This is a genomic window from Pseudomonas sp. MPR-R2A5, from assembly GCF_058793055.1.
Map to the genome: position 1 here is coordinate 60,702 of NZ_JBXAFK010000011.1, position 23,620 is coordinate 84,321.

Genomic DNA, 23,620 nt, shown 5'->3' on the forward strand with positions numbered 1-23,620 from the left:
CGCTCATGTCCCAGGCTATTCGCGACAATCTCAAGCGCCTGCTGGCGCCCCGGCACCTGGCGTTCGTCGGCGGGCGCAGCATGGCGCGTGCCCTCAAGCGTTGTGCCGAGGGTGGCTTTACCGGGCCGATGTGGCTGGTCAATCCGCAGCATGACCACCTCGAGGGTATTCCCTGTGTGCGCCGCGTCGCCGACCTGCCGTGCGGCCCGGACGCGGTATTTATCGCCACCCACCGTGAGCTGACGTTGACCTGCGTCGCCGAGCTGGCGGCTATCGGCACGGGCGGCGCCATCTGCTATGCCTCTGGCTTTGCCGAAACCGGTGCCAGTGGCGCGGCGTTACAGCAGCAGTTGCTGGCGGCGGCGGGGCAGATGGCCTTGCTGGGGCCCAACTGCTACGGCCTGCTCGACTACCTGCACCGCTCGGCGCTGTGGCCGGTGGCCCATGGCGGCAAGGCCGTCGAGAAGGGCGTGGCGGTGCTGACCCAGAGCGGCAACTTCGCCTATAACCTGTCGATGAGCGATCGCTCGTTACCGGTGGCCTATATGGCTTCGGTGGGTAACCAGGCGCAGCTGGGCGTTGCCGAACTGATGGATGTGTTGCTCGATGAACCACGCGTTACTGCCATCGGCCTGCACCTGGAAGGTTTGAAGAATGTGCCGGGGTTTGCCCGCGCCGCGCATAAGGCGCTGGAGAAGGGTATTCCGATTATCGCGTTGAAAACCGGCGTGTCGCAGATCGGTGCCGAGCTGGCGTTGAGCCATACCAGTTCGTTGTCCGGCTCCGATGTGTTGTACGACAGCCTGTTTGCGCGGCTGGGCGTGATCCGGGTCAGTGGCCCGGTGAGTTTTGTCGAGACGTTGAAGGCGGCAGCGTGCGGCAATCTACCGGGCGGCCATCGCCTGATTGCGCTGGCCTGTTCCGGGGGCGATGCCGGGCTGATCGCAGACTATGCCGAGCGCAACCGCCTGGCCTTGCCCAAACTGGATGAAAACCAGCGCGGTGAACTGGCGCAGGTGTTGCCCAGCTACGCCAACCTGGTCAACCCATTGGACTTCACCACTGCCATCTGGGGCGACAGCACGGCACTCAACAGCATGCTCGACACAGTCCTGCGTACCGACGCCGATGCTGCGATGCTGGTACTGGACTACCCGGCTGAATTCACCGGTGAGCGCCAGGAATGCGACCTGTTGCTCGAGCTGTTCTGCAATGCGCTCAGTCGGCACGGCAAGATCGGTTTCGTCACTTCGGCTTTTCCCGAATTGCTGCCGCCCCATGCCCGTGAGCGTTTGCATGCCCAAGGCATTGCTGCGTTGCAAGGTGTGGAGGACGCACTCGCAGCCTGGGGACGGATCGCTGGGTATCAACATCAGCGACGCATCTTGCTGGCGCGGGGCGAATCCCGCCTCGCTCCGCTGTGCCCCCTCCCTTTGCAAGGCCAGGGCCTGGCGCTGGATGAGTGGGCGTCCAAGCAAGCCTTGCGGGTTTTCGGCTTGAACACCCCGGCCGCGGTGTTGAGTACACCGGGGCGGGCACTGGCCGATGCGAGCGTGTTGGGCTACCCGCTGGTGCTCAAAGCGGTCAGCGCTCAGTTACCGCATAAAACCGAAGCCGGGGCCGTGGCGCTTAACCTGCAAAACGGCGGGGCCCTGGCGACTGCGCTTGAGCAGATGCGCGCGCACATTGCCGCGTACGCACCGGGTGTGGTCTTCGATCAATTGTTGCTGGAATCCATGGCGCCGCCGCCGTTGGCCGAGTTGATCGTCGGCATCAAGCGCGAGAATGACTTCGGCCTGGCCCTGGTGATTGGCGCCGGGGGCGTCCTGGTGGAATTGCTCAAAGACAGCCGCAGCCTGCTGCTGCCCACCACGGATGATGCGATCCGCCATGCTGTGCTCAGCTTGCGCAGCGCTGTCTTGCTGCAAGGCTTTCGCGGGCGCGAGGTGGCGGATATGGACGCGTTGGTCGCCGCCATCCGTGCAGTGGCCGACTACGCATGCGCCAACGCCGGGCAATTGCTGGAACTGGATGTAAACCCATTACTGGTCAATGCCCAGGGCGCCACGGCGGTCGATGCGTTGATTCGTTTAGGAGATGAGCATGCACGATAAAACGATGACCGGCGGCCAAGCCCTGGTGCGATTGCTGGCCCACTATGCGGTCGACACGGTGTTCGGCATTCCCGGCGTGCACACCCTGGAGCTGTATCGCGGGTTGCCTGGCAGCGGCATTCGCCACGTGTTGGCTCGCCACGAACAGGGCGCAGGCTTTATGGCCGACGGTTATGCGCGGGTCAGCGGCAAGCCGGGGGTGTGCTTTGTGATCACCGGGCCCGGCGTGACCAATGCGGCAACGGCCATCGGCCAGGCTTACGCGGACTCGATCCCGATGCTGGTGATTTCCAGCGTCAACCACACCGCCAGCCTGGGCAAGGGCTGGGGCAGCTTGCATGAGACCCAGGACCAGCGGGCGATCACCGCGCCGATCACTGCGTTTTCAGCGGTGGCCTTGAGTGCCGAGGACTTGCCCGAATTGATCGCCCGTGCCTATGCGGTGTTCGACAGTGAGCGGCCACGGCCGGTGCATATCTCGGTACCACTGGATGTGTTGGCGGCGCCCATTCAAAGGGACTGGAGCCATGAGGTGGTGTGGCGTCCCGGGCGCGGCCTGCCTGCGGCGCACTGCCTGGATCAGGCGGCGGCGAAACTCTCGGCGGCCAGGCGCCCGATGATCATTGCCGGCGGTGGCGCGCTGGCGGCCGGTGCGGTGTTGCGGCGCTTGAGCACAGTGCTGGCGGCACCGTTTTTCACCAGTGTCGCGGGTAAAGGCCTGTTGCCGATCGATGACCCGTTGAATGCCGGTGCGACCCTTTGCGTGGCGCCGGGCTGGCAACTGATCAGCGAGGCGGATGTGGTGCTGGCAGTCGGCACCGAGATGGCCGACACCGATTATTGGTGCGAGCGTTTGCCGCTCAAGGGCGAGCTGCTGCGGGTGGATATCGACCCGCGCAAATTCAATGATGTCTACCCCTGTGCGGTGGCGCTTAACGGCGACGCCGAGCAGACCTTACGGGCCTTGCTGGAACGCCTGCCGTCTGCACCGCGCGACGCTGACGCGGCGGCAGCACACGTCGCGACGTTGCGGCAGGCAATAGCGCGGGGGCACGGTCCATTGCAGTCGATCCACCAGGCCATTTTCGAGCGTATCCACGCCGAGTTGCCCGTCAACGCCTTCATCAGCAGCGACATGACCCAACTGGCCTATACCGGCAACTATGCCTTCCAAAGCCGCGCGCCGCGCAGCTGGCTGCACCCCACTGGCTACGGCACGCTGGGCTATGGCCTGCCGGCGGGCATCGGTGCCAAGTTCGCCGCGCCGCAACGCCCGGGGTTGGTGCTGGTGGGCGACGGCGGTTTTCTCTACACCGCCCAGGAACTGGCGACCGCCGTCGAGGAACTGGACAGCCCGCTGGTGGTACTGCTGTGGAACAACGACGCCCTTGGCCAGATCCGCGACGACATGCTGAGCCTGGAGATCGAACCTATCGGCGTGCTGCCGCGCAATCCGAATTTCGCGCTGCTCGGCCAGGCATTCGGCTGCACGGTGAACCAGCCACAGAACCTGGATGAACTGCAAACGGACTTGCGCAATGGCTTCAAGCGCAATGGCGTGACCTTGATCGAGCTGAAACATGCCTGTGCCTGTTGACCGTCAGAGGAGCAAGACCATGGGCGAACACCACATGACTCAAGCCATGCACCTACGGGACATCCTTACACCCAGCGTTGTGGCCGAGCGGTTTGACTGGCCCAACGGGCGGCGCCTATTGCTTGAGGAACTGACATGAAAGTTTTGATTGTGCATGCCCATCCGGAGCCGCAGTCGTTTACCGCCGCGCTGCGCGACCAGGCCATCGCCACGCTGCAAGGACTGGGGCATGCGGTGCAGGTCAGCGATTTGTATGCCATGAACTGGAACCCGGTGGCATCGGCGTCGGATTTTTCCACCCGAGAGAATCCCGACTACCTGGTGTACGCCCTGGAGCAGCGCCTGGGGGTGAAAAAGCAGTCGATAGCGGCGGATATCCAGGGTGAGCTGGATAAGTTGCTGTGGGCTGATCTGTTGATCCTTAATTTTCCGATCTTCTGGTTCTCGGCACCGGCGATGCTCAAGGGGTGGATCGACCGGGTGTTGGTGTCGGGGGTGTGTTACGGCGGTAAGCGCTTTTACGATCAGGGTGGGCTGGCGGGCAAGCGGGCGCTGGTCACGGTAACCTTGGGTGGGCGCGAGCATATGTTCGGCGAGGGGGCGATCCATGGTCCGTTGGAGGATATGTTGCGCCCGATTCTGCGCGGGACGCTGGCGTATGTGGGGTTTGAGGTGCTGGCGCCGTTTGTGGCATGGCATGTGCCGTATATCAGCACCCAAGCGCGGCAGGATTTTCTGATGGGGTACGAGCAGCGGCTGCAAGGGCTGGCGGATGAGCAGCCCCTGGTGTTCCCGAAACTTGAGCAGTTCGACGAAGCGCTGCACCCCCTGTCCTGAACCGAACATCCCTTCAATGGGGGAGGGGGCCTGTCCCCTCCCAGATGCCCGTCAGTGGGCTGCGCGGTGTTCCCGCAAACGCTCTGCCGCATTGCGCAGCAACTGCTCGGTGCTATCCCACCCCAGGCAACCATCGGTCACCGACACGCCATAGTTCATCGATGTGCTCAACGGCTGGCAGCCTTCGAACAGATGACTTTCCAGCATCATGCCGATCAGCGCGGTGTCCCCTTGCAGGCGTTGCTCCAGCACATCATTGAACACCGCCGGCTGACGCAGCGGGTCTTTGCCGCTGTTGGCATGGCTGCAATCGACCATGATCCGCGCGGCCACCTTGGCCTTGGCCAGGTCGAGTTTCACCTGGGCCACACTCTGCGCGTCGTAATTCGGCCCACGGTGACCGCCGCGCAGCACCAGATGGGTGTCGGGGTTGCCCGAGGTCTGGATGATCGCCGGGTGGCCCTGGCTGTCGACGCCGAAGTGTCGATGCGGGTGGGAGGCCGAGCGCATCGCGTCACAGGCAATCGCGACGCCGCCGTCGGTACCGTTCTTGAAGCCCACGGGCAGGCCCAGGCCGCTGGCCATTTCGCGGTGGATCTGCGATTCGGTGGTGCGCGCGCCAATGGCGACCCAACTGAGCAGGTCGTCGAAGTAGCCGGCGGCCATGGGTTGCAGCAGCTCGGTGGCAACCGGCAGGCCCAGGCGCAGCATTTCGCGCATCAGCTCGCGGGACAGGGTCAGGCCAGCGGCCATGTCGTCGCTGCCATCCAGGTGGGGATCGTAGGCCAGGCCTTTCCAGCCGATAGTGGTGCGCGGTTTTTCGACGTAGGCGCGGATCACCAGCAGCATCTGGTCGCTGACATCCAGGGCCAGCCTCTTCAGGTTGCGCGCGTATTCCATGGCCGATTTCGGGTCGTGGATCGAGCAGGGGCCGACAATCACCAGCAAGCGAGAGTCGTCGCCATCGAGGATGGCACGCACGGCTTGGCGATGGGCGTGGATCTGCTGGTCGAGGAACGGGCTGAGGGGCAACTGGTGCTTGAGCTCAAGCGCGCTGGGCAAGCGCTGGGTCAGGGCTTCATTGGCGCTGGTCAAGGCGCTGTTCAGGGCAGAGAGGGGCAGAGCGGCGACGGAGGAGTTCATATTCAAGGCTTCCTGGGCAAGCGGCGGGCTGTTCCCGCACGCTTGGCCCTACTGGGGTGTTCGACAATTGGCCGTATTGGCTACGTGAGTTGGCTTGCCACCAATAGGTGACCGATCGGAGGCGGCAGGCTGTCCCGAGCGGAGCTTGCTAAATCGCCATGCAGTGGAAGTGTCGTAGCGGTAATAAGTGGCGTAGTTCATGACGTGATTCCTTTAAGTGTTCTTGATCAATCAAAAAAAGTGGCGGCCTGAAAAAACAAAACCCCCGGTCGGGGAGCCGACCGGGGGTTAGATTTCTCTGGTAGGCGACCCCTTGAGTAGTGGGCGCCGATTTCAGGTATCAGGCGCGCCAGTGGCTAAACCAATACCCAAAATAAAAGCTGACCAGTGCGCTCAAACCGTTAACGCGGGTAGCCACGACCGAGCGCGGGGCGCTGGAAGCAGGGCAAACCTGGGTTTGGGTGAGTTGCAACATGGTATGTCTCCAAATGATGGGGGGAGCTTACTAGAGGCTTGCGGTTGGATTCAATCAGTAATTTCTATTACGTGGAGGTACTTACGACTATGGGGGGAGTGCCGATATGCTGGTCGCACTTCGATAATGATTGCGGGGACGCGACCATGACTGCCTTGACCCTTGCAGCAGCCCAAACAACTTCCATCGCGGGCGATGTGCCGGCCAATCTTCAGCGGCACCTGGCGTTCATGCGGGCGGCAGCCGGCCATGGCGTGCAATTGCTGGTGTTCCCAGAGCTGTCATTGACCGGGTATGAACCGTCCCTGGCGGATGAATTGGCCATAGCGACTGAAGACGCACGGCTGGCGCCCCTGCGGGAAATGGCGCGAGAGCTGCGGTTGACGGCGGTGGTGGGCATGCCGATCCGATTGGCTCCAGGCACGGGCGTGTTGATCGGTGCCCTGGTGCTGGGGGCGGATGGCTCCTTGGGGGTCTACACCAAGCAGCATCTGCATCCCGGCGAAGAGGTGGCATTCATTGCGGGACAGGGCGGTGCAGCGTTGGCGTGGGGAGACGATCGGATTGCGCTGGCGGTGTGCGCAGATTTCTCCCACTCCAGTCATCCGCGCAATGCCGCGCAATCGGGAGCAAACGTGTATGCCGCCGGCGTGTTGATCAGCGAGGCTGGCTATGCTGCCGATACCACTCTGTTGCAGGGGTACGCGGCTGAGCACCGTATGCTGGTAGTGATGGCCAACCATGGGGGCCCAACGGGCGGCTGGACCTCTGCCGGGCAAAGTGCCATCTGGGCTGCCGATGGCCTGGTTGCTGCGGCGTCCGGCACTGGCGAAGCACTGGTCATTGCGCGTCGCGAGGCTGGGCGCTGGACCGGACGGCAGGTGGCGATCTGAAAAGGGAGGGCGTGACGGTATGACATTCCACTTGCGCGAGGCGACGGATCAGGACCGGCTGTTTGCACGTACGCTCACCCGTGAAGCGATGAATCGTTACTACGAGCAATTCGGTTTCATCTGGTCCAATGAAGGCTTCGATACAGCCTGGGCGGGACGAGAAAGCTGGTTGATCTGTCGCGACGATGCCGTGATAGGTTTTATCAGCCTGAGCCGGGACGATGAGGCGCTGTTCATCCGCGAGTTACACCTGGTCGAGGCGTTTCGCGGGCAAGGCGCGGGCAGTTGGGTGTTGGAGCAGATGGTCCTCAAGACTCGCGCGTTGGGTTTGAGGCTGCTGCGTCTGACGGTGTTCAAGACCAATCCTGCCAGGTTGCTTTATCTCCGGCACGGATTGAATGTCGTCCGGGATGAAGAGTGCTTCTGGCAAATGGAGCGTCTTTGTCAGACTCTCGACTAAAACAGGCACTGCACTTGAATTAGCGCATACTGGCTTCAGGAAACTACTTCTCTATCGCTGTGCTGGACTTCAGGTTCATCCAGGATAATCCCTTCTTTCATGCCCAGCAGCACTGCCACCTTGTGGGCCTCTCCACGCCGTCCCTTTTTGCGCCCAGCGAGCACTTGATACGTGGTTGCCGGGTCCACGCCGTGTTCCCGGGCGAATGCTTGAACTGATTTACCTTGGTGTTCAAGCCAAGCCTTGGCTTGTGCAGCGGTGCGGATTCCGGGCATAGTTCAAAACCGTTCAAATTTGTTTAACCAAGGGATGAACGTATCACCTCTTGGGGTGTGCCAATTTAGGATCATACATCCAAATGAGTGGAATCGGTTCGCGTTTAAGGCAAGAAAGAGAGCGGCTTGGCCTGTCGCAAAAAGTTTTTGGTGAGATAGGAGGCGTAGAGGCCAACGCCCAAGGCAAGTATGAAAACGGAGGGCGCGCACCGAAAGCGGATTACTTGTCGCGCGTGGCAGCGAGAGGTGTGGACATCCTGTACGTGTTGACGGGCACTCCTACTCCGACGCAACTGGATAACCTGAGTCATCTCGAAGAAAAAGTCCTGGGCAACTACCGGGCAATGTTCAAGGAGGACCAGGATGCGATCCGGCGCTTGACCTCAACCTTGGCCGAGCTTTCATCGATAGTGAACGATAAACTCAAGCCGCTGCCCTAGGGTTCCTGACCTTTTGCCCAGGAAACAACGCTGTTCCTCACCCGAGGAACAGGCGCAGCGCGTTTAAACTCTATATATATGACACTTGCAACTAGGTCTGTGCCTTGGTTTTTGCTAAGGTGCTCGGCAACCTATAAGACCATATCGCGAGGTGTCTGCTTGATTAGGGTGCTAGTAGTCGATGACCATGATCTCGTTCGTACAGGCATTACACGAATGCTGGCTGACATCGATGGCCTGCAAGTAGTCGGCCAGGCTGAATCGGGGGAGGAGTCCCTGATCAAGGCTCGGGAATTGAAGCCCGATGTGGTGTTGATGGACGTGAAGATGCCTGGGATTGGCGGTCTTGGCGCCACCACCAAGTTGTTGCGCAGTCACCCGGACATCAAGGTTGTAGTGGTGACCGTATGTGAGGAAGACCCGTTTCCGACCCGCCTCTTGCAGGCAGGGGCGGCGGGTTACCTGACCAAGGGTGCGGGCCTGGCAGAGATGGTGCAAGCCATTCGCCTGGTGTTTGCAGGCCAGCGTTATATCAGCCCACAGATTGCCCAGCAGTTGGCCATCAAATCTTTCCAGCCCACCAGCGACTCGCCATTCGATGCGCTGTCGGAGCGGGAAATCCAGATCGCCTTGATGATTGTCGGTTGCCAGAAAGTACAGACAATCTCCGACAAGCTGTGCTTGTCGCCCAAGACCGTCAATACCTACCGCTATCGGATTTTCGAGAAGCTCGCCATCAGCAGTGATGTTGAATTGACCCTGCTCGCGGTCCGCCACGGCATGGTGGACGCCAGCGCCTGACATGACCACACCGTTTGATCCAAGTGCCTTCCTCTCAACCTGCAGTGGTCGCCCCGGCGTGTACCGCATGTTCGACAGCGAGGCACGCCTGCTCTATGTCGGCAAAGCCAAGAACCTGAAAAACCGCCTGGCGAGCTACTTTCGCAAGAGCGGCCTGGCGCCCAAGACGGCCGCCCTGGTGGCGCGCATCGCCCAGGTCGAGACGACCATCACGGCCAATGAAACCGAAGCGCTGCTGCTGGAACAGACGCTGATCAAGGAGTGGCGGCCGCCTTACAACATCCTGCTGCGCGACGATAAATCCTACCCCTACGTGTTTTTATCCGACGGTAACTTCCCACGCTTGAGCATTCATCGTGGCGCGAAGAAGCAGAAGGGCAAGTACTTCGGCCCTTACCCCAGCGCCGGCGCCATCCGCGAAAGCCTGAGCCTGCTGCAGAAGACCTTTTTCGTGCGCCAGTGCGAAGACAGCTTCTACAAGAACCGTACGCGGCCGTGCCTGCAATACCAGATCAAACGCTGCAAGGCGCCCTGTGTGGGTCTGGTGGAGCCGGCGGAGTACGCCGAAGATGTACGTCACTCGGTGATGTTCCTCGAAGGTCGCAGCAATGCCCTGACCGATGAACTGTCCGGTGCCATGGAGCAGGCAGCCAGCACCCTGGATTTCGAGCGCGCTGCCGAGCTGCGTGACCAGATCTCCCTGTTGCGCCGTGTGCAGGACCAGCAAAGCATGGAGGGCGGCACCGGCGACGTCGACGTGGTCGCGGCTTTCGTCAACCCGGGCGGCGCCTGTGTGCACCTGATCAGCGTGCGTGGCGGGCGGGTGCTGGGCAGCAAGAACTTCTTCCCGCAGACCGGTATCGACGAGGAGGTGGCCGAAGTCATGGCCGCCTTCCTTGGCCAGTACTACGTCAGCAGCCCCGAGCGCGACTTGCCGTCCGAATTGATCGTCAACGTGGTGCATGAAGATTTCCCCACATTGATCGAGGCGATCCACGAACTGCGTGGTCGCGAGCTGGACATCAGCCACCGCGTGCGCGGCACCCGTGCCCGCTGGCAGCAACTGGCCGTGACCAATGCCGAGCAGGCCCTGGGGGCACGTCTGGCCAATCGACAGCACGTGGCCGCACGCTTCGAGGCCCTGGCCGAAGTCCTCAACCTGGACGAGCCACCCCAGCGCCTGGAGTGCTATGACATCAGCCACTCCAGCGGCGAGGCGACGGTGGCCTCGTGCGTGGTATTCGGGCCGGAGGGGCCGATCAAGTCCGATTATCGGCGCTATAACATCGAAGGCGTCACCGCTGGCGACGACTACGCCGCGATGCACCAGGCCCTCACGCGCCGCTTCAGCAAGTTGAAGGACGGGGAGGGCAAACTGCCCGATATCCTGCTGGTCGATGGCGGCAAGGGCCAGTTGTCCATGGCCCGTGACGTGCTTAACGAACTGGCGGTGCCTGACCTGATCCTGCTCGGCGTGGCCAAGGGGACCACGCGCAAGGCTGGTTTCGAGACGTTGTACTTGAATGATGCCGCCCATGAGTTCACCTTGAAGGGCGACTCCCCCGCGCTGCACCTGATCCAACAGATCCGCGACGAGGCGCATCGTTTCGCCATTACCGGCCATCGTGCCCGTCGCGGTAAAACCCGGCGAACTTCAACGCTGGAAGGGGTTGCCGGGGTTGGCCCGACACGCCGACGCGATCTGCTTAAACATTTTGGTGGCTTGCAGGAGCTATCCCGTGCCAGCATTGACGAAATTGCCAAAGCTCCCGGTATCAGTAAAAAGCTCGCTGAGTTGATTTATGCCAATCTGCACAGCGAATAGAATGCCTTCTCACCTCGTAGCCAGTTGTGCCGATGAATATCCCTAATCTGATCACCGTTCTACGCGTTCTCCTTATTCCGATTTTCATTCTGTTGTTCTATTTGCCGTACGAGTGGAGCTATATGGCCTCCAGTTCGGTATTTGCTTTTGCTGCCGCAACCGACTGGCTTGATGGCTACCTGGCTCGCCGCCTGGAACAGAGCACGCCGTTCGGCGCATTCCTCGACCCGGTGGCCGACAAATTGATGGTCGCCGTGGCCTTGGTCCTTCTGGTGCAGGAGCACGGTAACCTGTGGTTGACCTTGCCGGCTGCCGTAATCATCGGGCGCGAGATCGTTGTCTCGGCCCTGCGCGAATGGATGGCCGAAATTGGTGCCCGTGCCCATGTGGCTGTTTCGAACATGGGCAAATGGAAAACCGCCGCGCAGATGCTTGCACTGGTGATCCTGCTGGCCAACCCGTCGGATTTCACCTTCTGGGTGCTGCTGGGCTATGCCTTGCTCCTGATCGCCGCTGGCCTGACGTTGTGGTCCATGCTCCAGTATTTACGCGCTGCCTGGCCGCATCTGCGTACCACCGTTGAAAAGAAATAAAACTTTTTTGAATCAAGGGGTTGACGGGTGGTGAGGATTCTATAGAATGCGCATCACCAAGACGCGGGAATAGCTCAGTTGGTAGAGCACGACCTTGCCAAGGTCGGGGTCGCGAGTTCGAGTCTCGTTTCCCGCTCCAAATTATGATCTATAGACGTCCACTGAAGTCTGTAAGTCATTGAAAAGAGGGCCGCAAGGCCCTTTTTTCGTTCCAGTGAAATCCACTGAAAACCACCCCCAGCCAGGACTTTTAAGTCCATTTTTAAGTCCATCTTTACGGGGTATGTGGTTTCCGGATTGTTACTGGAGGAGTGATTCCGGCGAGACAAGCATCTAGCCCTGACTCTAGTTCAGGAACTAGACCATGGCACTTACAGACCTCGCTGTCCGGCAGGCTCGGACAACTGGCAAAGACTATACTCTCGCCGATTTCGATGGCCTTTCCCTGGCGATTTCCGCCACGGGGGGCAAGTCTTGGCACTTCAGGTACTACTGGGTTGCCCAGCAGAAGCGGATGTCCATGGGCACCTATCCGGAGGTCAGTCTCCGGGAGGCGCGAGCGCTGCGCGATGAGGCCCGCGCTCTGTTGGCGAAAGGCATCAATCCGAAGATCGACCGAAAGCAGAAATTCCGGGCGGCGTGCTTGGCGGCGGAGTACAGCTTCAAGGCGGTATATCTGCAGTGGCTTGCTCACCGCAGGCTGGAACTCAAGGAAGGGCGACAGAGCACGCTCTCGCAGATCCAGCGCATCTTCGACAAGAACGTGTTGCCCACCCTGGGTTCCATGTCGATCTACAACGTCCGACGCGCTGATCTGCTGGAGGTGATTGCCCGGATCGAGCGGCGTAAGGCATTTACGACTGCCGAGAAGTTGCGCACTTGGTTCAGGCAGTTGTTCCGCTATGCCCTGGTGAAGGTCGAAGGGTTGGAGGGCAACCCTGCATCAGATCTGGATGTGGTGGCTGTGCCCGTGCCCCCCGTTGTCAACAACCCGTTCCTGCGGCTGGAAGAGTTGCCCGACCTGCTGTGCAAGCTGCGTTGTTATGAGGGAAAGGTCACCACGCAGTTGGGCGTCCGCCTGCTGTTGCTGACCGGGGTGCGCACCGGCGAATTGCGTCAGGCGACTCCGGGTCAGTTCGATCTTGAGCGCGGCCTGTGGATCATTCCGGCCGAGGTGGTCAAGCAACTGCAGGACAGCGCGCGCAAGCGCGGAAAGCGACTGCAGGACATTCCGCCCTACATCGTGCCTTTATCTGTTCAGGCGATCGAGATCGTTCGCTACCTGCTGGGTCAGGTCAAACCCGCACAGCGCTATCTGCTGGCTCACCGCAGTGATCTGAAGAAGCGCATCAGCGAAAACACGCTGAATGCAGCGCTCAAGCGTATGGGCTACGAGGGGCTACTCACCGGTCACGGGATTCGCGCCACGATTTCCACTGCCCTCAACGAAATTGGTTACCTCAAGACTTGGGTGGATGCTCAGCTCTCGCACGCAGACCCTGACAAAGTAAGCGCCACCTATAACCACGCCCTTTACGTGGAGCCTCGTCGGAAGATGGTTCAGGACTGGGCTGATCGGCTCGATTTGCTGGAGCAGGGTGACGTGAGTGCCGCGAGCGCGCATTTGTCCATTCGTATTGACGGTATGCCGGTGCTGGCTGGTGACGGCGCGGCCGTGGATTCGATGGCATCTAATGCGGAGCCTATCGTAGTGTCATCGGTGATCAGTACATCGGCCAAACGCCTGTCGGCGGTGCCGGCTGTTCCTGGGCTAGTGGCGTCTGCGGAGGTTGTGGTTTCGGACTTCCAGCGCGAGCGAATGGAAATGCTCGAACTCTATGAGGCACCCCACAACCTGCCGGTAGTGCAGTTCGCCAGGCTGGCAGGCAAATCCCGTGACCAGATCAATCGGGAGATCAAGGCCGGCAAGCTGCTGACGTTGAATATGGGCAACCGAGGCCAGCGGATTCCCGATTGGCAGCTTGATCCGGTCAAGCAGGCGTTGGTTCGTGCTGTCCTGCCGCAGGTAGAGGATGTAGATTCGTGGCAGCTATATCGGGTGCTGTTGCAGCCACGCGAGAGTCTGGAAGGTCGTTCCGTCATCGAAGCGGTCGTTTCCGGCAATCTCGATGAAATGATCCAATTGGTCAGTGTCGATACTGGCAACTGACAGATCTCCCACTGAAGACGTTGCATAGGTCGCTAGGTACGTAGCGAGAGGCGAGGGCTCGCGCCTCGCCTACCTTGTTTGTTTGCCCGCGGCCGCATGGCAATGCCATTGGGTGCGGGCCCAGAGCATGTCCACCTCAGTGCCATGCCGCTGCCGGGATCGACCGCGCCGGAGCCAGGCCGCCGCAGCACTTGAGCACACGCAGTTGCGTTGGTTGGGCGTCGACCGCCAGGCGCAGAGCCGCCGGTGAGGGGGCAGAGCCTCGCGTAGTGGGCGATAGGCGAAGGCCAGGGTTTGGCCGGTTTCGGCGGCGACCTGCAGGCGGCGGAGGGCCCTGTTATGGCCAGCACAGCACCGCGCCGCAACTGCCCGAGCGCAGGCATTGTTCGGCGGCGTACAGCATGTCGCGACCTTGCGCTTGAACAATGGTCAGGTAGCGCAGGTCGATGCCCGCTGCCAGCCAGGCCTGGGGTTAGGGCGTAAGGGATGGGGCGACCAACATCACGCGTTCGTCGGTGCCGGCCAGCCACCGCCGGGCAGAGCTGTGTCCCGCATGGTGTGCCCAGTCGGCTGGCTGTTGGGCGAAGCGACACCAGCATGTTCACACCACAGTTGGCGCGCGTAGAACAGGCGGTCAAAGGCGACCGCGGATGACATGGGAGTAGAGTTCACAAACACTGTATTCAAATACAGTGTTTAGTTTGGCACAGGACTGCGCTCAAGTTGAGGCAATGAATGTCGTGTTCAGGTGAGCGATACTGGGAAGAAGACTTGCGGGTGACTCCGTTGACGACGCCCCACATGTGGCCACAGCCGGGGAAGGCTTTTCTCTCAGCACTGCACCTAGACTGCGCGGGCACGCTGGATTAGGCGGTCGACGGCGTTTGATCGTGGTCGACAGGACTGAACCAGATAGGTGGTTATGTAATAGGGTTTGCCGGTAAGTGGCCGCGTCACAATGCCCATTCTGTGAAATGCGCTGATACGGGATTTTGTGCAGATGCCGATACCGTAGCCAGCGGCAATCAGGGCCATCATTAGCTCAAAGGAATGTACCTGCTCGGCGATGGTGGGGGGCGTCTTTGCTGCATTCAGCAGCGAGTCGATCAGTAGGCCCGGCGCCTCACCGATTCCTTGACTCAGGAGAATCAGGGGATACCTGACGACTTGTTCTAGGGAAATCTCTGCGAAGGCCAGCAGTGGCGACCTGAGAGGCACTGCGACTGCTAGTTCGTCACGCCAGAGTGGCATAGAGCAAAGAGAGCTCTCCGTGGGAGCGGCGGTGGAGAACCCCAGTGCGTAACGGCTCTCTATCAGCCCCTTTTCCTGATCCTGCTCGGTTGTCTCGATAACACGGATAGGGGTCTCAGGTTCCTCTGCCCGTTGCTTTGCTAGTAGCGTACCAAGGGGGGCGAGTAGCGCATTGGGAGCAACTGAGATGTGCAATGGCACATGGTTATTCAGCACGACTGACTCCCCGGAGCAAGCAAATTCATTTGGAACACGATAATAGCAGTATGAGTTAAATTAAACGTGGTTTAGATTGGTGCGCTACTAGACGCTTCTGCTGATTATGCAGAAGCGAGCAGTTCGGCCTGGCCGACCCAAGGGTGCAAGAACCTACGAAGCTGAGCCAGCAAGGGCATTCGGCATGGCTGTTCGTGCGCTACGTAAGGAAAGAGCGATTGCTCAGGAAACGCTGGCCAACCTGGCAGATATCGAGCGTTCCCACATGGGAAAGATCGAACGTGGTGAACACTTGCCGACCCTGGTAGTTATCTTGCGGATCGCCGAGGCGCTCCACTGCAGTGCTGCCCAACTTGTGGCCGATACTGAGAGCAATCTGAAGCAATTACGGCAGCAGGTTGATTCAGATTCTGCGCCCGGACAATTGACCTAGAAGATCTGAACTCTGTTTGTGGCTCTGCTTCAGGGGCTTCCGTAGTGCCGCGATGGTGATGGTGGCAGTAAACTGCAGGCGTTATTTGCCTTAGATCCTTTCATGACTCTCTCTGATGCCACGCTTGCGCTGTTGTTGTCGGCGCGCATACATGGAACCGATGCCGCAGTCAGGGCGACGGCGAAGCGTTGTGTGAAATTGTTGCCGCGCAGCAAACGCGACCTGCTTTACAAGGTGGTCGAGAGTCGGAGTCCGCTCGAGTTGGTGGCTTTTCTGGCGCGTGAGTTAGAGCTTTGACCTCTCCTCACTGTATGGCTCTGATGCTTCTTCGACGCCGGCCTCTTTCTGGGACCAGGTCGTTGAGAAAGTCGCTGCCAAGACCGGCTGGAAACTGAGGCGGCGAGAGGGAGACATTCCTTCGCTAGGCAGCAGGCAGCAACGCATTACAGTTCGCAGGTAGGGGGCCTACTGCTATTCAGATCTCAGCAGCGAAGCTGTAGATATGGGTTGTTGGGCGGTATTTCCTCAAACAGGTGCCGCGGGTCTGCCAGTAGGTAGCCATGTAACCGCCGCGACTTGCGTGGCCCCGTCACCTCACACGTCCAGATGTTCAGTCCATTGTCCTGTTTGCGGTGCAGTTGCAGTTTCTCCACTCGCTTCTGTATCCACTGCCAATCGGCGACCTGTTCCTGCTTGGCGAGTGCAGCAGTTTGTGGGTGTTCTTGTGCGTAGCGCTGGAACACACCGGGGCTGACCAGAAAGGCTGTGCCAGATACGGTATGCACCAGGGCCTTGGCGTCATTGATGATGAGTTTGCGGCTCTGTACACGTTGCTGCAGCCAAGCCATGAAGTGTTCGCCGGAAGGTGATCCGCCGTTCTCGGTGATCGGAAGTACAGGGGCTGGAGGCAGAGCTGAATCGTTCTCTTGAGAAGGTGCCGGCGGTTCATCGGCTCCGGTTGCTGGTGGCGGTTCAACCTCCTGCCCCTGAGGGGGCGGTTCGGTATCAGAGGTGCCGAGCAGTGTCAGCAGGGCGTCGACGCTATCGGCAGCGGACGCGGCGTTCACTGCCGGTGAGGCGTCACTGCTATCGGTGGATGGTTCTGCAGGTGCGTCCACCTCTATCACGACGGTGCCGGTGAACGGCTCTGGCCGATCGCCTCCTTCCCAGATAATGGCTGGGGCCAGCCGCAGCAGAGTGAGCGTGTGCGACCAACCGGCCTCGCTGGTGATTGTCGCCCTCCAGATCGCCTTGCCGTCAGTGGTGGGCTGGAGCATGCCGTGGTCTTGCAGCACGTTGAACACAGCAGAGTTGTTCGCGGGGATGCCGTCGATGCCTTGTGCTAACAGATGCGCGCGCAGTTTGTCCGAAACTGTCTTGCTAACCAGCCACAGAGAATCCTGCGTCAGCCAGCCGTCCGACGCTTGGGGCTGGTTGAGTTTCAGTTCTTCTTTCAGCAGGTAGCGCAGGCCATCGAGCAGCTTGCGCTGCAGCGCATGTTTCGGGGCCGCCATAGCGCGTGCTGGATCGCCGCCAAGTGCTTGGGCGACCGAGGCACGGTCGGCCTGAATCACCAGCTCGCCGAGGACACCTGCGTGTTCGTACTGGCCTGCCAGGACGTACAGCAGTGCGGACCAGAGCGGAGGAAAGGTGCTGAGCCAGTCGAGAATCTCGCCATCGAGTACCTGTCGATACAGCAAGCCCGTGGCCGCGCTGTGCAGGCGGTACTCGCGATCCTGGCGGTAGCGGAATCGGTAGGAGTGAGCCAGAGGGCCGTGCCAAGGGTGCCAAACGCTGCCGTTGGCATGTTCGATGTGCAGATCGACGGCGATCTTGCCGATGTCGTGCAGTAGCGCGGCGTATGCGGTGGCGGCGGTCCAGGCTTCTGCTTGCACGACTTGGTCTTCGGGTGTGGTGCCGGTGGGCAGCAGGTACGACTGCCGCAGCTTGAGCGCATACGCGACGATTTCAAGGCCGTGATCCAGCATCCCTCCTGGATACGCATGATGATGAGCTTCCGAGGCAGGAAACTGCTGAACCAGCTCGGCATAGCGCTGCAACGGAGCCAGGTAGAGCGAGACGAAATGCTTGCGTGAGAGCGAGGTGCGCTGCCAGATGTGTTCCAGCAGCTTCTGCCGGCGCGGTGTGGACAGCAGAAAGGTGGCCGATTCCGGCCGCATCAGCCCTTTGCCCTTGTCTCCGGTTGAGGGGGGAGAAGCTGTTGGTGGCGGGCGTTTGCGTTGGAACAGCGCGAGCATCGATGGCACCTGGAGTTGCGGCGGGCGATAGCCTTTTCCTTTTTCAGGGTAGGCCCGTTTCCCTTGGTTCCCATTCCCTTGCCCCCTTGCCGGAATCCTTTGATATAGCGGGTACCTGCAATTCGTAGCGAGCTTTAATGCGCAATGGGAGTATTCCATTTTGGTGCCGGTATCCGACGCTAACCTTTGTAGTAGGTCGGTTATAGGGTCGTCTGTATACCGAGGATCGCGGAACCAAAGCACTCTTGGGGCTGAGGTGACTGAAGCCGGTATGGCGATGGTGCCCTGTCGTTCGAGCCCTGCGGCTGGATGTGATCCGTCGAAAGAAAAGAGCCGCGCGATGCGCGGCTCAAGTAGTTACATCTCAATGGATGTTGAATCCTCCGCAATCCCGAAGGAACGCTTCGAACTCGCGTACGTTCTCGGTCGAGAACGGGTAGTGCGTCGCGAAGTGCGGCCGGCGGCCACTGCTTTCGCAGCCGTTGCACGGCAGAGTACCGGCACCGGTGTGCGGCGGTTCGGCGCGCTTGCCTGTGCCTGCGCAGATGGTGCAGGGCTCGTCGGGAAGCGCTGCGAGGAACCCCGCGTAGTCGTTTGCGTACTGCGCCACTTCACCGGTCGCCAGCGCCGCGGCGAGTCGGTTGGCTAGTTCGACTGAGGCCGGTCCGTCGAGACCCCAGCCATCGTTGGAGTGGCCAAGGTTGTCGCTTGGGATGAGATCCGGGGCGAGACGCTCGCAATATTCCCACAAGGGATGCCACCACCAGATATTGTTGCGGAAGTATTCGCCGCGTTCAGAGATAGGGGACTGTCCGAAAACGTCCATACCCATGGTTGATGCTCCTGGTACGGGGAGCAGCCGTCAGGGACGAGCGGACATGGCCGCCCGGAAGGATCGGGTTGATAAAGACGGATGCTCCGGTTTGACGAAACGGGACATCCGGGCCGGAGGGGCACGAATGCCCCACTGGGGAGTACAACGATTCCGGAAACCCGCTTGGGCGGGGCGCAGCTACGCGGGATGGCGCCGGATGAAGCCGCTGCAGGGCACCGCTGGGAAAGCGGCGAAAGGCTCGCGGCGAGCGAACTGAACTGCGGGGCCATCAGAGCATGCCGAGAGGGTGCGGTGATCCATCAATAGGTCACGCAGCTGCGCCGGATTCCAGAAGCGCTCGGATACCGGGCAGCGACTCGGAACTAGGCTGCAACAGTCAATGCGAGGTGGCCCAGTTCGGATTGTCTAGGGAAGGAAGGCTGTTCCATCCCTACCTTGGGAGCCTCCGATGGACGAGCAGGATGGACGCAATGATGAATTCTAACCATAATGACCATGTCGGTCATGTTGACCATTATGGTTTGAGGTGTGTGATGATCACCGAAGTCAGCGCCGTGAGCTTCCGGCAGAACCTGGGCGAGATGCTTAACCAGGTGCAGTACCGCAACGACAGCATCGTCATCAACAAGGACGGTAAACCGGTTGCGGCCCTTGTGGATGCCGAGTTGTTCGCCCGGATCCGACGCATGCAAGAGCGCTTCGATGCGTTGAACTGCCGGATCAGCGAGGCTTACGCCAGCGTACCGGTCGAAGAGGGCCTGGCCGAGATCGAGGCTGCGGTTGCGGCCGAGCGGAAGGGCTGATGGCGGGGCTGCGCGTCGTGCTCGATACCAACGTGCTGGTGTCGGGCCTGGCGTATCCGGGCAGCGTGCCGGGGCGCATTGTAGCGGCCTGGCGTCAAGGCGGCCTGGACGTCGCGCTATCGCACTACATTCTTGACGAGCTGGCCCGAGTGTTGCCGCGCCTGCCCAGGATCGGCATGACACCCGTGGAGATCCGCGATCTGGTCGATAGCCTCATGTTCCTGGCTGATATTGTCGAACCCATGGGCGCACAAGCGGCAGACCTGCGCGATCCGGCTGACCAGCCCGTATTGCTCACGCTGGTGGCGGCAAAGGCCGATTATCTGATTACCGGTGACAAGGACTTGCTGGCGCTGGCAAATCGGTATCCCATCGTAACTCCTGCGGAGTTTTGGGTGCGTCACGGTGTCTGATTAGATCAGGTGCAGAAGTTCAAGTTTTGCTTGAATAACCATGCGAGATTCAATCAAAAGCACGACAGAACCGATATTGAGAGAACACGACAGGATGACCATGAGGTAACAACCATGAAACCTTCTGCACAGACTTCATCTGCGGATCGCCTGGGCCAAATGCTGGGTCGGCTGTGGCGGGGATACCTGCGTCAGGAGCAGAGGGTGAATGCTTGGCTCGTAGAGCACGGTGTACCTGCAGGTGGTGCTACCGCCTTGCTCTGGATCGTCAAACTGATGGTGCTCGGTGTGCTGCTGTACGTCGCGTTCTGGTTGGCGCTGGTGCTTGTGTTTGCAGTGGCTGCGGCATGGATGATCCGCGATTCCGATCATGATGAGTCGGAAGAATGGGCGGTCGGTGAGCAGGCTGAACACAAGAACAATCCTGGCTACCACCCGGCTCTTTACAACGATGCTCCCGATTCGCGTTATGCAGACCCGCAGTATGACGATGACTGACATCATCCTTAGCAGTCGGGTTCGCTGCCTACCTGAGTTTACCTGACACCATTCCCGGTGCTTTGCCTCCCGCTTGACTGGCTGGCCGTGTGCCATCTGAGAGTCCTTGGAGGAGGCCGCCGGTGCGCACACCGACCCAGGATAAGGCTGCAACCCAAAATGCAGGCAGCGCGATGAACATCGTCGCCATCACGAAGCTGATGATCATATCGCCGAAGGTGTTGTTGAGCCCCATCTCCAGATTGAAATTCATGTGTGGGCGACCGTAGCCCATTCCCCAACCGTACAGCGCGTCGAGGATCGTCGAGTCGATCCAGCGTGCGAGCTGGAACCAGAAGTCGACGAAAAACAAGGCGAACTGCACGATGCTGGTCGTGACCAGGGTTTTGAGGTTGTAGGTGCCGATCACCAACACCAGAGGGATGCAGACCACCAATGCCATCTTGAGCAGTGCCAGCACCATCGGCAGAGCCTGTCGCATCGCATCCATCGCGGGAAAGAACGCAATGGAGCCGATGGCCAATCCGACGTCACTGGCGGCGCGGGTGGCGACATTGGGGACGGTCATCTCGATCTGGCCACCGTAGTCGCTGTAGACCGCCCCCAGGTTGATCTTCTGTTGCCGGGGTGACGCAATGGCGCGAATCACCGAGTCGTTGACCTGATCCTGTGACAGAAAGCCGGCCCAGCCGCCGATGCGCGTCAGCAGGCTGGGGTCGACCTGTCCGAGCAGTCGCGCACGCAGCCCGTTCGTGCCGTCGGCCCACCATTGGTTGCAGGTCGGATAACCGGCACCGCTGGGCACCTCTGCCAGCCCGGCGTCCCGTGTGCTGTCGTAGGCCCAGCCCTCGCGTGGCGTCTTGGCGCGGTAGGTGTCGTAGTAGCCCGTCGTGTCGAGGAAGAAGCGCGAGCCGATCCAACTAACATCGTGCATCTGCTCATCACTCAGGTCCGGCCGATTCATGAACAGCTTGGCGCGGGCCGGCCCGTAGCAGTCGTGCGTGAAATCGCTTACTTCCTGGGCCAGGACTGGATCGTCGATGCGGGTGGCGCCGACTTCCATCCGGATTTGCCGCAGGTCGGTGCCGCAGGGAATCGCCGCCACCGCAGCGCCGGTGAGCGCCCGCGAGACGGTGTGCATGAAGGCCCACCACACCGGCAACTTCGCGGACTGGTTGTTGAGGGTGCTGAAGGACCGCGACCAGCCCGTCTCAGCTGGCAGCGGGACGTTCACCTGGCATTGAGCCGAGCGGCTGCGATCGAACTGGAGCGTGTTGAAATCCACGTCGATGAACGGTACGCCGGCGAACAGGATGACCACGATTGCCACGAAGATTCGGTTCTCGATGCGCACGGCCGACAGCGCGCCTTTGTTGCCTTCGTCGGCACCTTCGGCACGGGCCTTGAGCCATTCCTGAAGCACGATGGCGAGGAATGGGATGGCGAATACGCCGCTGGCGACCAGGACGGCCCAGATACCGTTATGGACAACCCAGGAAACGAGCGTCAGGTAATACTCCAAGTAATCGGTCGTGTAGAGGGTCATCGTGTCCAGCCCCCAGTCATCTGGCTGACTTCCAAGGCCGCTATCGCGACGATGGCAGCAATTTCGGCTCGCAGCAGGCGCAGCCGAGCGCCGGGCTCGCGTGCCAGCACACGGCGGCGCATCCAGAGCCAGCCCCAGGCTGTGCCGGCATAGAGCAACAGCCGCCAGGCCAGGAAATGACCGGTATACGCCGTCAGCCATTGCTGCCAGCCCTCGATGCCACCGGTCAGGTGGATGCCCACGACATTGGCGGCGACTGCCGCCACCAGCAGCAGGATGACCCACAGCAGCACCAGGCCTGCGCGCCGCAGCCTGCGCTGTGGTCGCTCCGTGCTCATGCTCATGGGGGGCCTCCACCACTCGGCGGTCGCTGCAACTGATCGAGCCGGTCGGGAATCGGGTCGCCCTCGTAGATGGAGCGAGAGCCGGTAGAGCGTGCGCTGTGTCGCTGGATGATGGCGGTGGGCGAATTGCTTGCCAGCTCGCGACGCAGCTCCAGCTCGGTTTTCAGGTTGTGGATCTCGCGGTCGAGCAGATCGCTTTCGTGTGAAACCGCTTTTTGCGCCAGCTCGTTGGCTGCGACGTTCGGCTCTTTACGCCCAGTCAGCAGGGTGCGCTGCAGCAGCAGTGCTTTTTCGAGCACGCTGGACAGGGCGATTTCCGAAGCGAGGCGTCGCGCCAGGATGTCTTGGTCGGGCTCATCGCGCAGCGCCTCGATCACGCCGCGCGTGATCGGCAGCGAAGCGCTGCCGGCCGCCTGCAGGTTATCGAGGCTCAGGGAGCGGCTGCCGGTGATCAGTTCCTGCAGGGCTTCGAGCTTGGTTTCGTACTCTTCTTGAATCAGCGGGGTCAGGCCGACCCCCGGTGTGGTCACGGTCTTGGTGCAGGTTTCGCAGGTGCGTTGTTCCTGTTCGCCCAGCACTCGTACAGCCCACGCAGAGGCTGCCGCGGGCGAGTTCCAGGTCTCGCAGGTCAGATTGCCGCCGCAGTTGCCGGGAGCGATTGAACTGGTGTCGTCGACATCGCGCCCGTTGACTAGGTTGTAGCCCGCACTGACCACATCGCTGACGACGCGAATCGGGCGCTGCCCGGAACCTCCGGCATTTTCGCCGCCGACCCAGGTCACCCCTTCATTGCCGCGACTCGTTTCGGTCTGTTCGATGGCCGATACGGCATCAGTGCTGGCGACGGCCTGCTTGAGCACCATACCGTCTGCGATCTGGCTCCATCCAACCTGGCCACCGGCCACGTCGGCCATTTTTTCCGCCATTGCACGGCAGGTCAGCTTGGAGCGGTCGAAGTCGAGCCGTGCCTGCAGGATGCCGTTAGTCAGCAGGTTATAGAGTCCGGGGTCCGCCCTCTGAATGATCAGTGCCGGCAGCGATGCTACGGCGGCGGTGGCGTTCTGGATCACGTTCGACATGATCGTCTGGAAGCCATTGGTGATGCCGTTTAGCTGGTTCTGGATGGTGGTGGAGATCGACATATCGCCGCAGATCAGGTTGCTGTTCCAGCCGATGCCAACGCCAATGGCGCGCATGTTGGAGACGGGCGACATCGACACGGCGCGACCGCCGCCGATCGAATACAGCACGTCGTCACCAATCACGGAGCCCTGGTGTTGCACGCCGTACTGGTTGACGCTGGTCTGGGCCGAAGCACTGGCGCAGGTCAGCGCCAGGACGGTGGCCAGCAGGGCGGGGCGCAGCGTTTCGGAGGGCGAGGAGGACCAACGGATCATCAT

23 protein-coding genes, 1 tRNA gene and 1 pseudogene are annotated in these 23,620 nt (G+C 60.8%); 16 read left to right on the forward strand and 9 right to left on the reverse strand.

Annotated elements, in window-relative coordinates:
• Positions 1 to 5: 5 nt before the first annotated feature.
• The 3 genes from AC1Q6I_RS10865 (at position 6) to AC1Q6I_RS10875 (ending at position 4,548) form a co-directional block, all read left to right on the forward strand.
• Positions 6 to 2,114, forward strand: coding sequence for an acetate--CoA ligase family protein (locus AC1Q6I_RS10865; RefSeq protein ID WP_102623954.1), 2,109 nt, complete (start codon positions 6 to 8; stop codon positions 2,112 to 2,114).
• A complete protein-coding gene (locus tag AC1Q6I_RS10870; RefSeq protein ID WP_102623953.1) occupies positions 2,104 to 3,711 on the forward strand; it encodes a 5-guanidino-2-oxopentanoate decarboxylase in 1,608 nt (535 codons plus the stop codon). Before AC1Q6I_RS10865 ends, AC1Q6I_RS10870 begins: the two co-directional genes overlap by 11 nt.
• A 135-nt stretch (positions 3,712 to 3,846) precedes the next feature.
• Positions 3,847 to 4,548, forward strand: coding sequence for an NAD(P)H-dependent oxidoreductase (locus AC1Q6I_RS10875; RefSeq protein WP_102623952.1), 702 nt, complete (start codon positions 3,847 to 3,849; stop codon positions 4,546 to 4,548).
• 51 nt (positions 4,549 to 4,599) lie between these two features.
• Here AC1Q6I_RS10875 and AC1Q6I_RS10880 read toward each other — a convergent pair whose 3' ends face one another.
• The gene (locus AC1Q6I_RS10880) at positions 4,600 to 5,691 is read right to left on the reverse strand and encodes a 3-deoxy-7-phosphoheptulonate synthase (protein ID WP_102623951.1); all 1,092 of its coding nucleotides are present in this window, start codon (positions 5,689 to 5,691) and stop codon (positions 4,600 to 4,602) included.
• A gap of 621 nt (positions 5,692 to 6,312) precedes the next feature.
• On the opposite strand from AC1Q6I_RS10880, the gene AC1Q6I_RS10885 reads away from it, so the two are divergent.
• Both AC1Q6I_RS10885 and AC1Q6I_RS10890 read left to right on the forward strand, forming a co-directional pair.
• Positions 6,313 to 7,059: a carbon-nitrogen hydrolase family protein gene (locus tag AC1Q6I_RS10885; RefSeq protein ID WP_069076226.1), complete on the forward strand. Its 747-nt coding sequence runs from the start codon at positions 6,313 to 6,315 to the stop codon at positions 7,057 to 7,059.
• 19 nt (positions 7,060 to 7,078) lie between these two features.
• Positions 7,079 to 7,519, forward strand: a complete 441-nt coding sequence (locus AC1Q6I_RS10890) for a GNAT family N-acetyltransferase (RefSeq protein WP_024074539.1) — start codon at positions 7,079 to 7,081, stop codon at positions 7,517 to 7,519.
• Positions 7,520 to 7,554: 35 nt separating this feature from the next.
• On the opposite strand, the gene AC1Q6I_RS10895 is transcribed toward AC1Q6I_RS10890, so the two are convergent.
• Positions 7,555 to 7,794, reverse strand: coding sequence for a DNA-binding protein (locus AC1Q6I_RS10895; protein WP_024074540.1), 240 nt, complete (start codon positions 7,792 to 7,794; stop codon positions 7,555 to 7,557).
• An 83-nt stretch (positions 7,795 to 7,877) separates the two neighbouring features.
• Between AC1Q6I_RS10895 and AC1Q6I_RS10900 the strand changes: the two genes are divergently transcribed.
• From AC1Q6I_RS10900 to AC1Q6I_RS10925, 6 genes are all read left to right on the forward strand, one after another.
• Positions 7,878 to 8,234: a helix-turn-helix domain-containing protein gene (locus AC1Q6I_RS10900; RefSeq protein ID WP_024074541.1), complete on the forward strand. Its 357-nt coding sequence runs from the start codon at positions 7,878 to 7,880 to the stop codon at positions 8,232 to 8,234.
• Between the two features lie 159 nt (positions 8,235 to 8,393).
• Positions 8,394 to 9,035, forward strand: a complete 642-nt coding sequence (gacA, locus tag AC1Q6I_RS10905; RefSeq protein WP_003190387.1) for a response regulator transcription factor GacA — start codon at positions 8,394 to 8,396, stop codon at positions 9,033 to 9,035.
• Between the two features lies 1 nt (position 9,036).
• The gene (uvrC, locus tag AC1Q6I_RS10910) at positions 9,037 to 10,860 is read left to right on the forward strand and encodes an excinuclease ABC subunit UvrC (RefSeq protein ID WP_024074542.1); all 1,824 of its coding nucleotides are present in this window, start codon (positions 9,037 to 9,039) and stop codon (positions 10,858 to 10,860) included.
• Positions 10,861 to 10,892: 32 nt separating this feature from the next.
• Complete coding sequence (gene pgsA / locus AC1Q6I_RS10915; protein WP_012723427.1) at positions 10,893 to 11,453, forward strand: CDP-diacylglycerol--glycerol-3-phosphate 3-phosphatidyltransferase; 561 nt, start codon at positions 10,893 to 10,895, stop codon at positions 11,451 to 11,453.
• Positions 11,454 to 11,516: 63 nt separating this feature from the next.
• Positions 11,517 to 11,592: transfer RNA gene (locus tag AC1Q6I_RS10920), tRNA-Gly, on the forward strand.
• Between the two features lie 225 nt (positions 11,593 to 11,817).
• Positions 11,818 to 13,623, forward strand: a complete 1,806-nt coding sequence (locus AC1Q6I_RS10925; protein ID WP_102623950.1) for a tyrosine-type recombinase/integrase — start codon at positions 11,818 to 11,820, stop codon at positions 13,621 to 13,623.
• Positions 13,624 to 13,759: 136 nt separating this feature from the next.
• Here the strand turns inward: AC1Q6I_RS10925 and AC1Q6I_RS10930 are convergent.
• Both AC1Q6I_RS10930 and AC1Q6I_RS10935 read right to left on the reverse strand, forming a co-directional pair.
• A pseudogene (locus tag AC1Q6I_RS10930) lies at positions 13,760 to 14,280 on the reverse strand (translesion DNA synthesis-associated protein ImuA).
• A 186-nt stretch (positions 14,281 to 14,466) separates the two neighbouring features.
• Entirely contained in the window at positions 14,467 to 15,090 is a 624-nt protein-coding gene (locus tag AC1Q6I_RS10935; protein WP_102623949.1) for a LysR family substrate-binding domain-containing protein, read from the reverse strand.
• Between the two features lie 184 nt (positions 15,091 to 15,274).
• On the opposite strand from AC1Q6I_RS10935, the gene AC1Q6I_RS10940 reads away from it, so the two are divergent.
• Positions 15,275 to 15,523, forward strand: a complete 249-nt coding sequence (locus AC1Q6I_RS10940) for a helix-turn-helix domain-containing protein (RefSeq protein ID WP_492618398.1) — start codon at positions 15,275 to 15,277, stop codon at positions 15,521 to 15,523.
• Between the two features lie 102 nt (positions 15,524 to 15,625).
• Positions 15,626 to 15,820: a DUF7740 domain-containing protein gene (locus AC1Q6I_RS10945; protein WP_102623947.1), complete on the forward strand. Its 195-nt coding sequence runs from the start codon at positions 15,626 to 15,628 to the stop codon at positions 15,818 to 15,820.
• 185 nt (positions 15,821 to 16,005) lie between these two features.
• Here the strand turns inward: AC1Q6I_RS10945 and mobH are convergent, their stop codons facing one another.
• Together mobH and AC1Q6I_RS10955 are read right to left on the reverse strand one after the other, a co-directional pair.
• Positions 16,006 to 17,781, reverse strand: coding sequence for a MobH family relaxase (gene mobH / locus AC1Q6I_RS10950; protein WP_102623946.1), 1,776 nt, complete (start codon positions 17,779 to 17,781; stop codon positions 16,006 to 16,008).
• A 364-nt stretch (positions 17,782 to 18,145) separates the two neighbouring features.
• Complete coding sequence (locus AC1Q6I_RS10955; RefSeq protein WP_102623945.1) at positions 18,146 to 18,613, reverse strand: hypothetical protein; 468 nt, start codon at positions 18,611 to 18,613, stop codon at positions 18,146 to 18,148.
• A 473-nt stretch (positions 18,614 to 19,086) separates the two neighbouring features.
• Here AC1Q6I_RS10955 and AC1Q6I_RS10960 point away from each other — a divergent pair, with 473 nt between their 5' ends.
• The 3 genes from AC1Q6I_RS10960 to AC1Q6I_RS10970 all read left to right on the forward strand — a co-directional run bounded on the left by AC1Q6I_RS10960 (position 19,087) and on the right by AC1Q6I_RS10970 (position 20,330).
• Complete coding sequence (locus AC1Q6I_RS10960) at positions 19,087 to 19,419, forward strand: type II toxin-antitoxin system Phd/YefM family antitoxin (protein ID WP_256581242.1); 333 nt, start codon at positions 19,087 to 19,089, stop codon at positions 19,417 to 19,419.
• Positions 19,419 to 19,832 (forward strand): putative toxin-antitoxin system toxin component, PIN family, encoded by a 414-nt coding sequence (locus tag AC1Q6I_RS10965; protein ID WP_102623943.1) that lies wholly within the window; start codon positions 19,419 to 19,421, stop codon positions 19,830 to 19,832. Before AC1Q6I_RS10960 ends, AC1Q6I_RS10965 begins: the two co-directional genes overlap by 1 nt.
• 114 nt (positions 19,833 to 19,946) lie before the next feature.
• A complete protein-coding gene (locus AC1Q6I_RS10970; RefSeq protein ID WP_102623942.1) occupies positions 19,947 to 20,330 on the forward strand; it encodes a DUF3742 family protein in 384 nt (127 codons plus the stop codon).
• Between the two features lie 28 nt (positions 20,331 to 20,358).
• On the opposite strand, the gene AC1Q6I_RS10975 is transcribed toward AC1Q6I_RS10970, so the two are convergent.
• Genes AC1Q6I_RS10975 through AC1Q6I_RS10985 form a run of 3 tightly spaced genes read right to left on the reverse strand, consistent with a single transcriptional unit; the run spans position 20,359 to position 23,620 of the window.
• Positions 20,359 to 21,876 (reverse strand): conjugal transfer protein TraG N-terminal domain-containing protein, encoded by a 1,518-nt coding sequence (locus AC1Q6I_RS10975; RefSeq protein WP_102623941.1) that lies wholly within the window; start codon positions 21,874 to 21,876, stop codon positions 20,359 to 20,361.
• Positions 21,873 to 22,220, reverse strand: coding sequence for a hypothetical protein (locus AC1Q6I_RS10980; protein ID WP_102623940.1), 348 nt, complete (start codon positions 22,218 to 22,220; stop codon positions 21,873 to 21,875). The genes AC1Q6I_RS10975 and AC1Q6I_RS10980 overlap by 4 nt, the downstream gene beginning before the upstream one ends.
• Positions 22,217 to 23,620, reverse strand: a complete 1,404-nt coding sequence (locus AC1Q6I_RS10985) for an integrating conjugative element protein (RefSeq protein WP_102623939.1) — start codon at positions 23,618 to 23,620, stop codon at positions 22,217 to 22,219. Before AC1Q6I_RS10985 ends, AC1Q6I_RS10980 begins: the two co-directional genes overlap by 4 nt.

Bases quoted from the DNA above. Each gene is read 5' to 3' on its own strand.
- AC1Q6I_RS10865 (WP_102623954.1), top strand. From the start codon at position 6: ATGTCCCAGGCTATTCGCGACAATCTCAAGCGCCTGCTGGCGCCCCGG.
- AC1Q6I_RS10870 (WP_102623953.1), top strand. From the start codon at position 2,104: ATGCACGATAAAACGATGACCGGCGGCCAAGCCCTGGTGCGATTGCTG.
- AC1Q6I_RS10875 (WP_102623952.1), top strand. From the start codon at position 3,847: ATGAAAGTTTTGATTGTGCATGCCCATCCGGAGCCGCAGTCGTTTACC.
- AC1Q6I_RS10880 (WP_102623951.1), bottom strand. From the start codon at position 5,691: ATGAACTCCTCCGTCGCCGCTCTGCCCCTCTCTGCCCTGAACAGCGCC.
- AC1Q6I_RS10885 (WP_069076226.1), top strand. From the start codon at position 6,313: ATGACTGCCTTGACCCTTGCAGCAGCCCAAACAACTTCCATCGCGGGC.
- AC1Q6I_RS10890 (WP_024074539.1), top strand. From the start codon at position 7,079: ATGACATTCCACTTGCGCGAGGCGACGGATCAGGACCGGCTGTTTGCA.
- AC1Q6I_RS10895 (WP_024074540.1), bottom strand. From the start codon at position 7,794: ATGCCCGGAATCCGCACCGCTGCACAAGCCAAGGCTTGGCTTGAACAC.
- AC1Q6I_RS10900 (WP_024074541.1), top strand. From the start codon at position 7,878: ATGAGTGGAATCGGTTCGCGTTTAAGGCAAGAAAGAGAGCGGCTTGGC.
- uvrC (WP_024074542.1), top strand. From the start codon at position 9,037: ATGACCACACCGTTTGATCCAAGTGCCTTCCTCTCAACCTGCAGTGGT.
- pgsA (WP_012723427.1), top strand. From the start codon at position 10,893: ATGAATATCCCTAATCTGATCACCGTTCTACGCGTTCTCCTTATTCCG.
- AC1Q6I_RS10925 (WP_102623950.1), top strand. From the start codon at position 11,818: ATGGCACTTACAGACCTCGCTGTCCGGCAGGCTCGGACAACTGGCAAA.
- AC1Q6I_RS10940 (WP_492618398.1), top strand. From the start codon at position 15,275: ATGGCTGTTCGTGCGCTACGTAAGGAAAGAGCGATTGCTCAGGAAACG.
- AC1Q6I_RS10945 (WP_102623947.1), top strand. From the start codon at position 15,626: ATGACTCTCTCTGATGCCACGCTTGCGCTGTTGTTGTCGGCGCGCATA.
- mobH (WP_102623946.1), bottom strand. From the start codon at position 17,781: ATGCTCGCGCTGTTCCAACGCAAACGCCCGCCACCAACAGCTTCTCCC.
- AC1Q6I_RS10955 (WP_102623945.1), bottom strand. From the start codon at position 18,613: ATGGGTATGGACGTTTTCGGACAGTCCCCTATCTCTGAACGCGGCGAA.
- AC1Q6I_RS10960 (WP_256581242.1), top strand. From the start codon at position 19,087: ATGATGAATTCTAACCATAATGACCATGTCGGTCATGTTGACCATTAT.
- AC1Q6I_RS10965 (WP_102623943.1), top strand. From the start codon at position 19,419: ATGGCGGGGCTGCGCGTCGTGCTCGATACCAACGTGCTGGTGTCGGGC.
- AC1Q6I_RS10970 (WP_102623942.1), top strand. From the start codon at position 19,947: ATGAAACCTTCTGCACAGACTTCATCTGCGGATCGCCTGGGCCAAATG.
- AC1Q6I_RS10975 (WP_102623941.1), bottom strand. From the start codon at position 21,876: ATGACCCTCTACACGACCGATTACTTGGAGTATTACCTGACGCTCGTT.
- AC1Q6I_RS10980 (WP_102623940.1), bottom strand. From the start codon at position 22,220: ATGAGCATGAGCACGGAGCGACCACAGCGCAGGCTGCGGCGCGCAGGC.
- AC1Q6I_RS10985 (WP_102623939.1), bottom strand. From the start codon at position 23,620: ATGATGATCCGTTGGTCCTCCTCGCCCTCCGAAACGCTGCGCCCCGCC.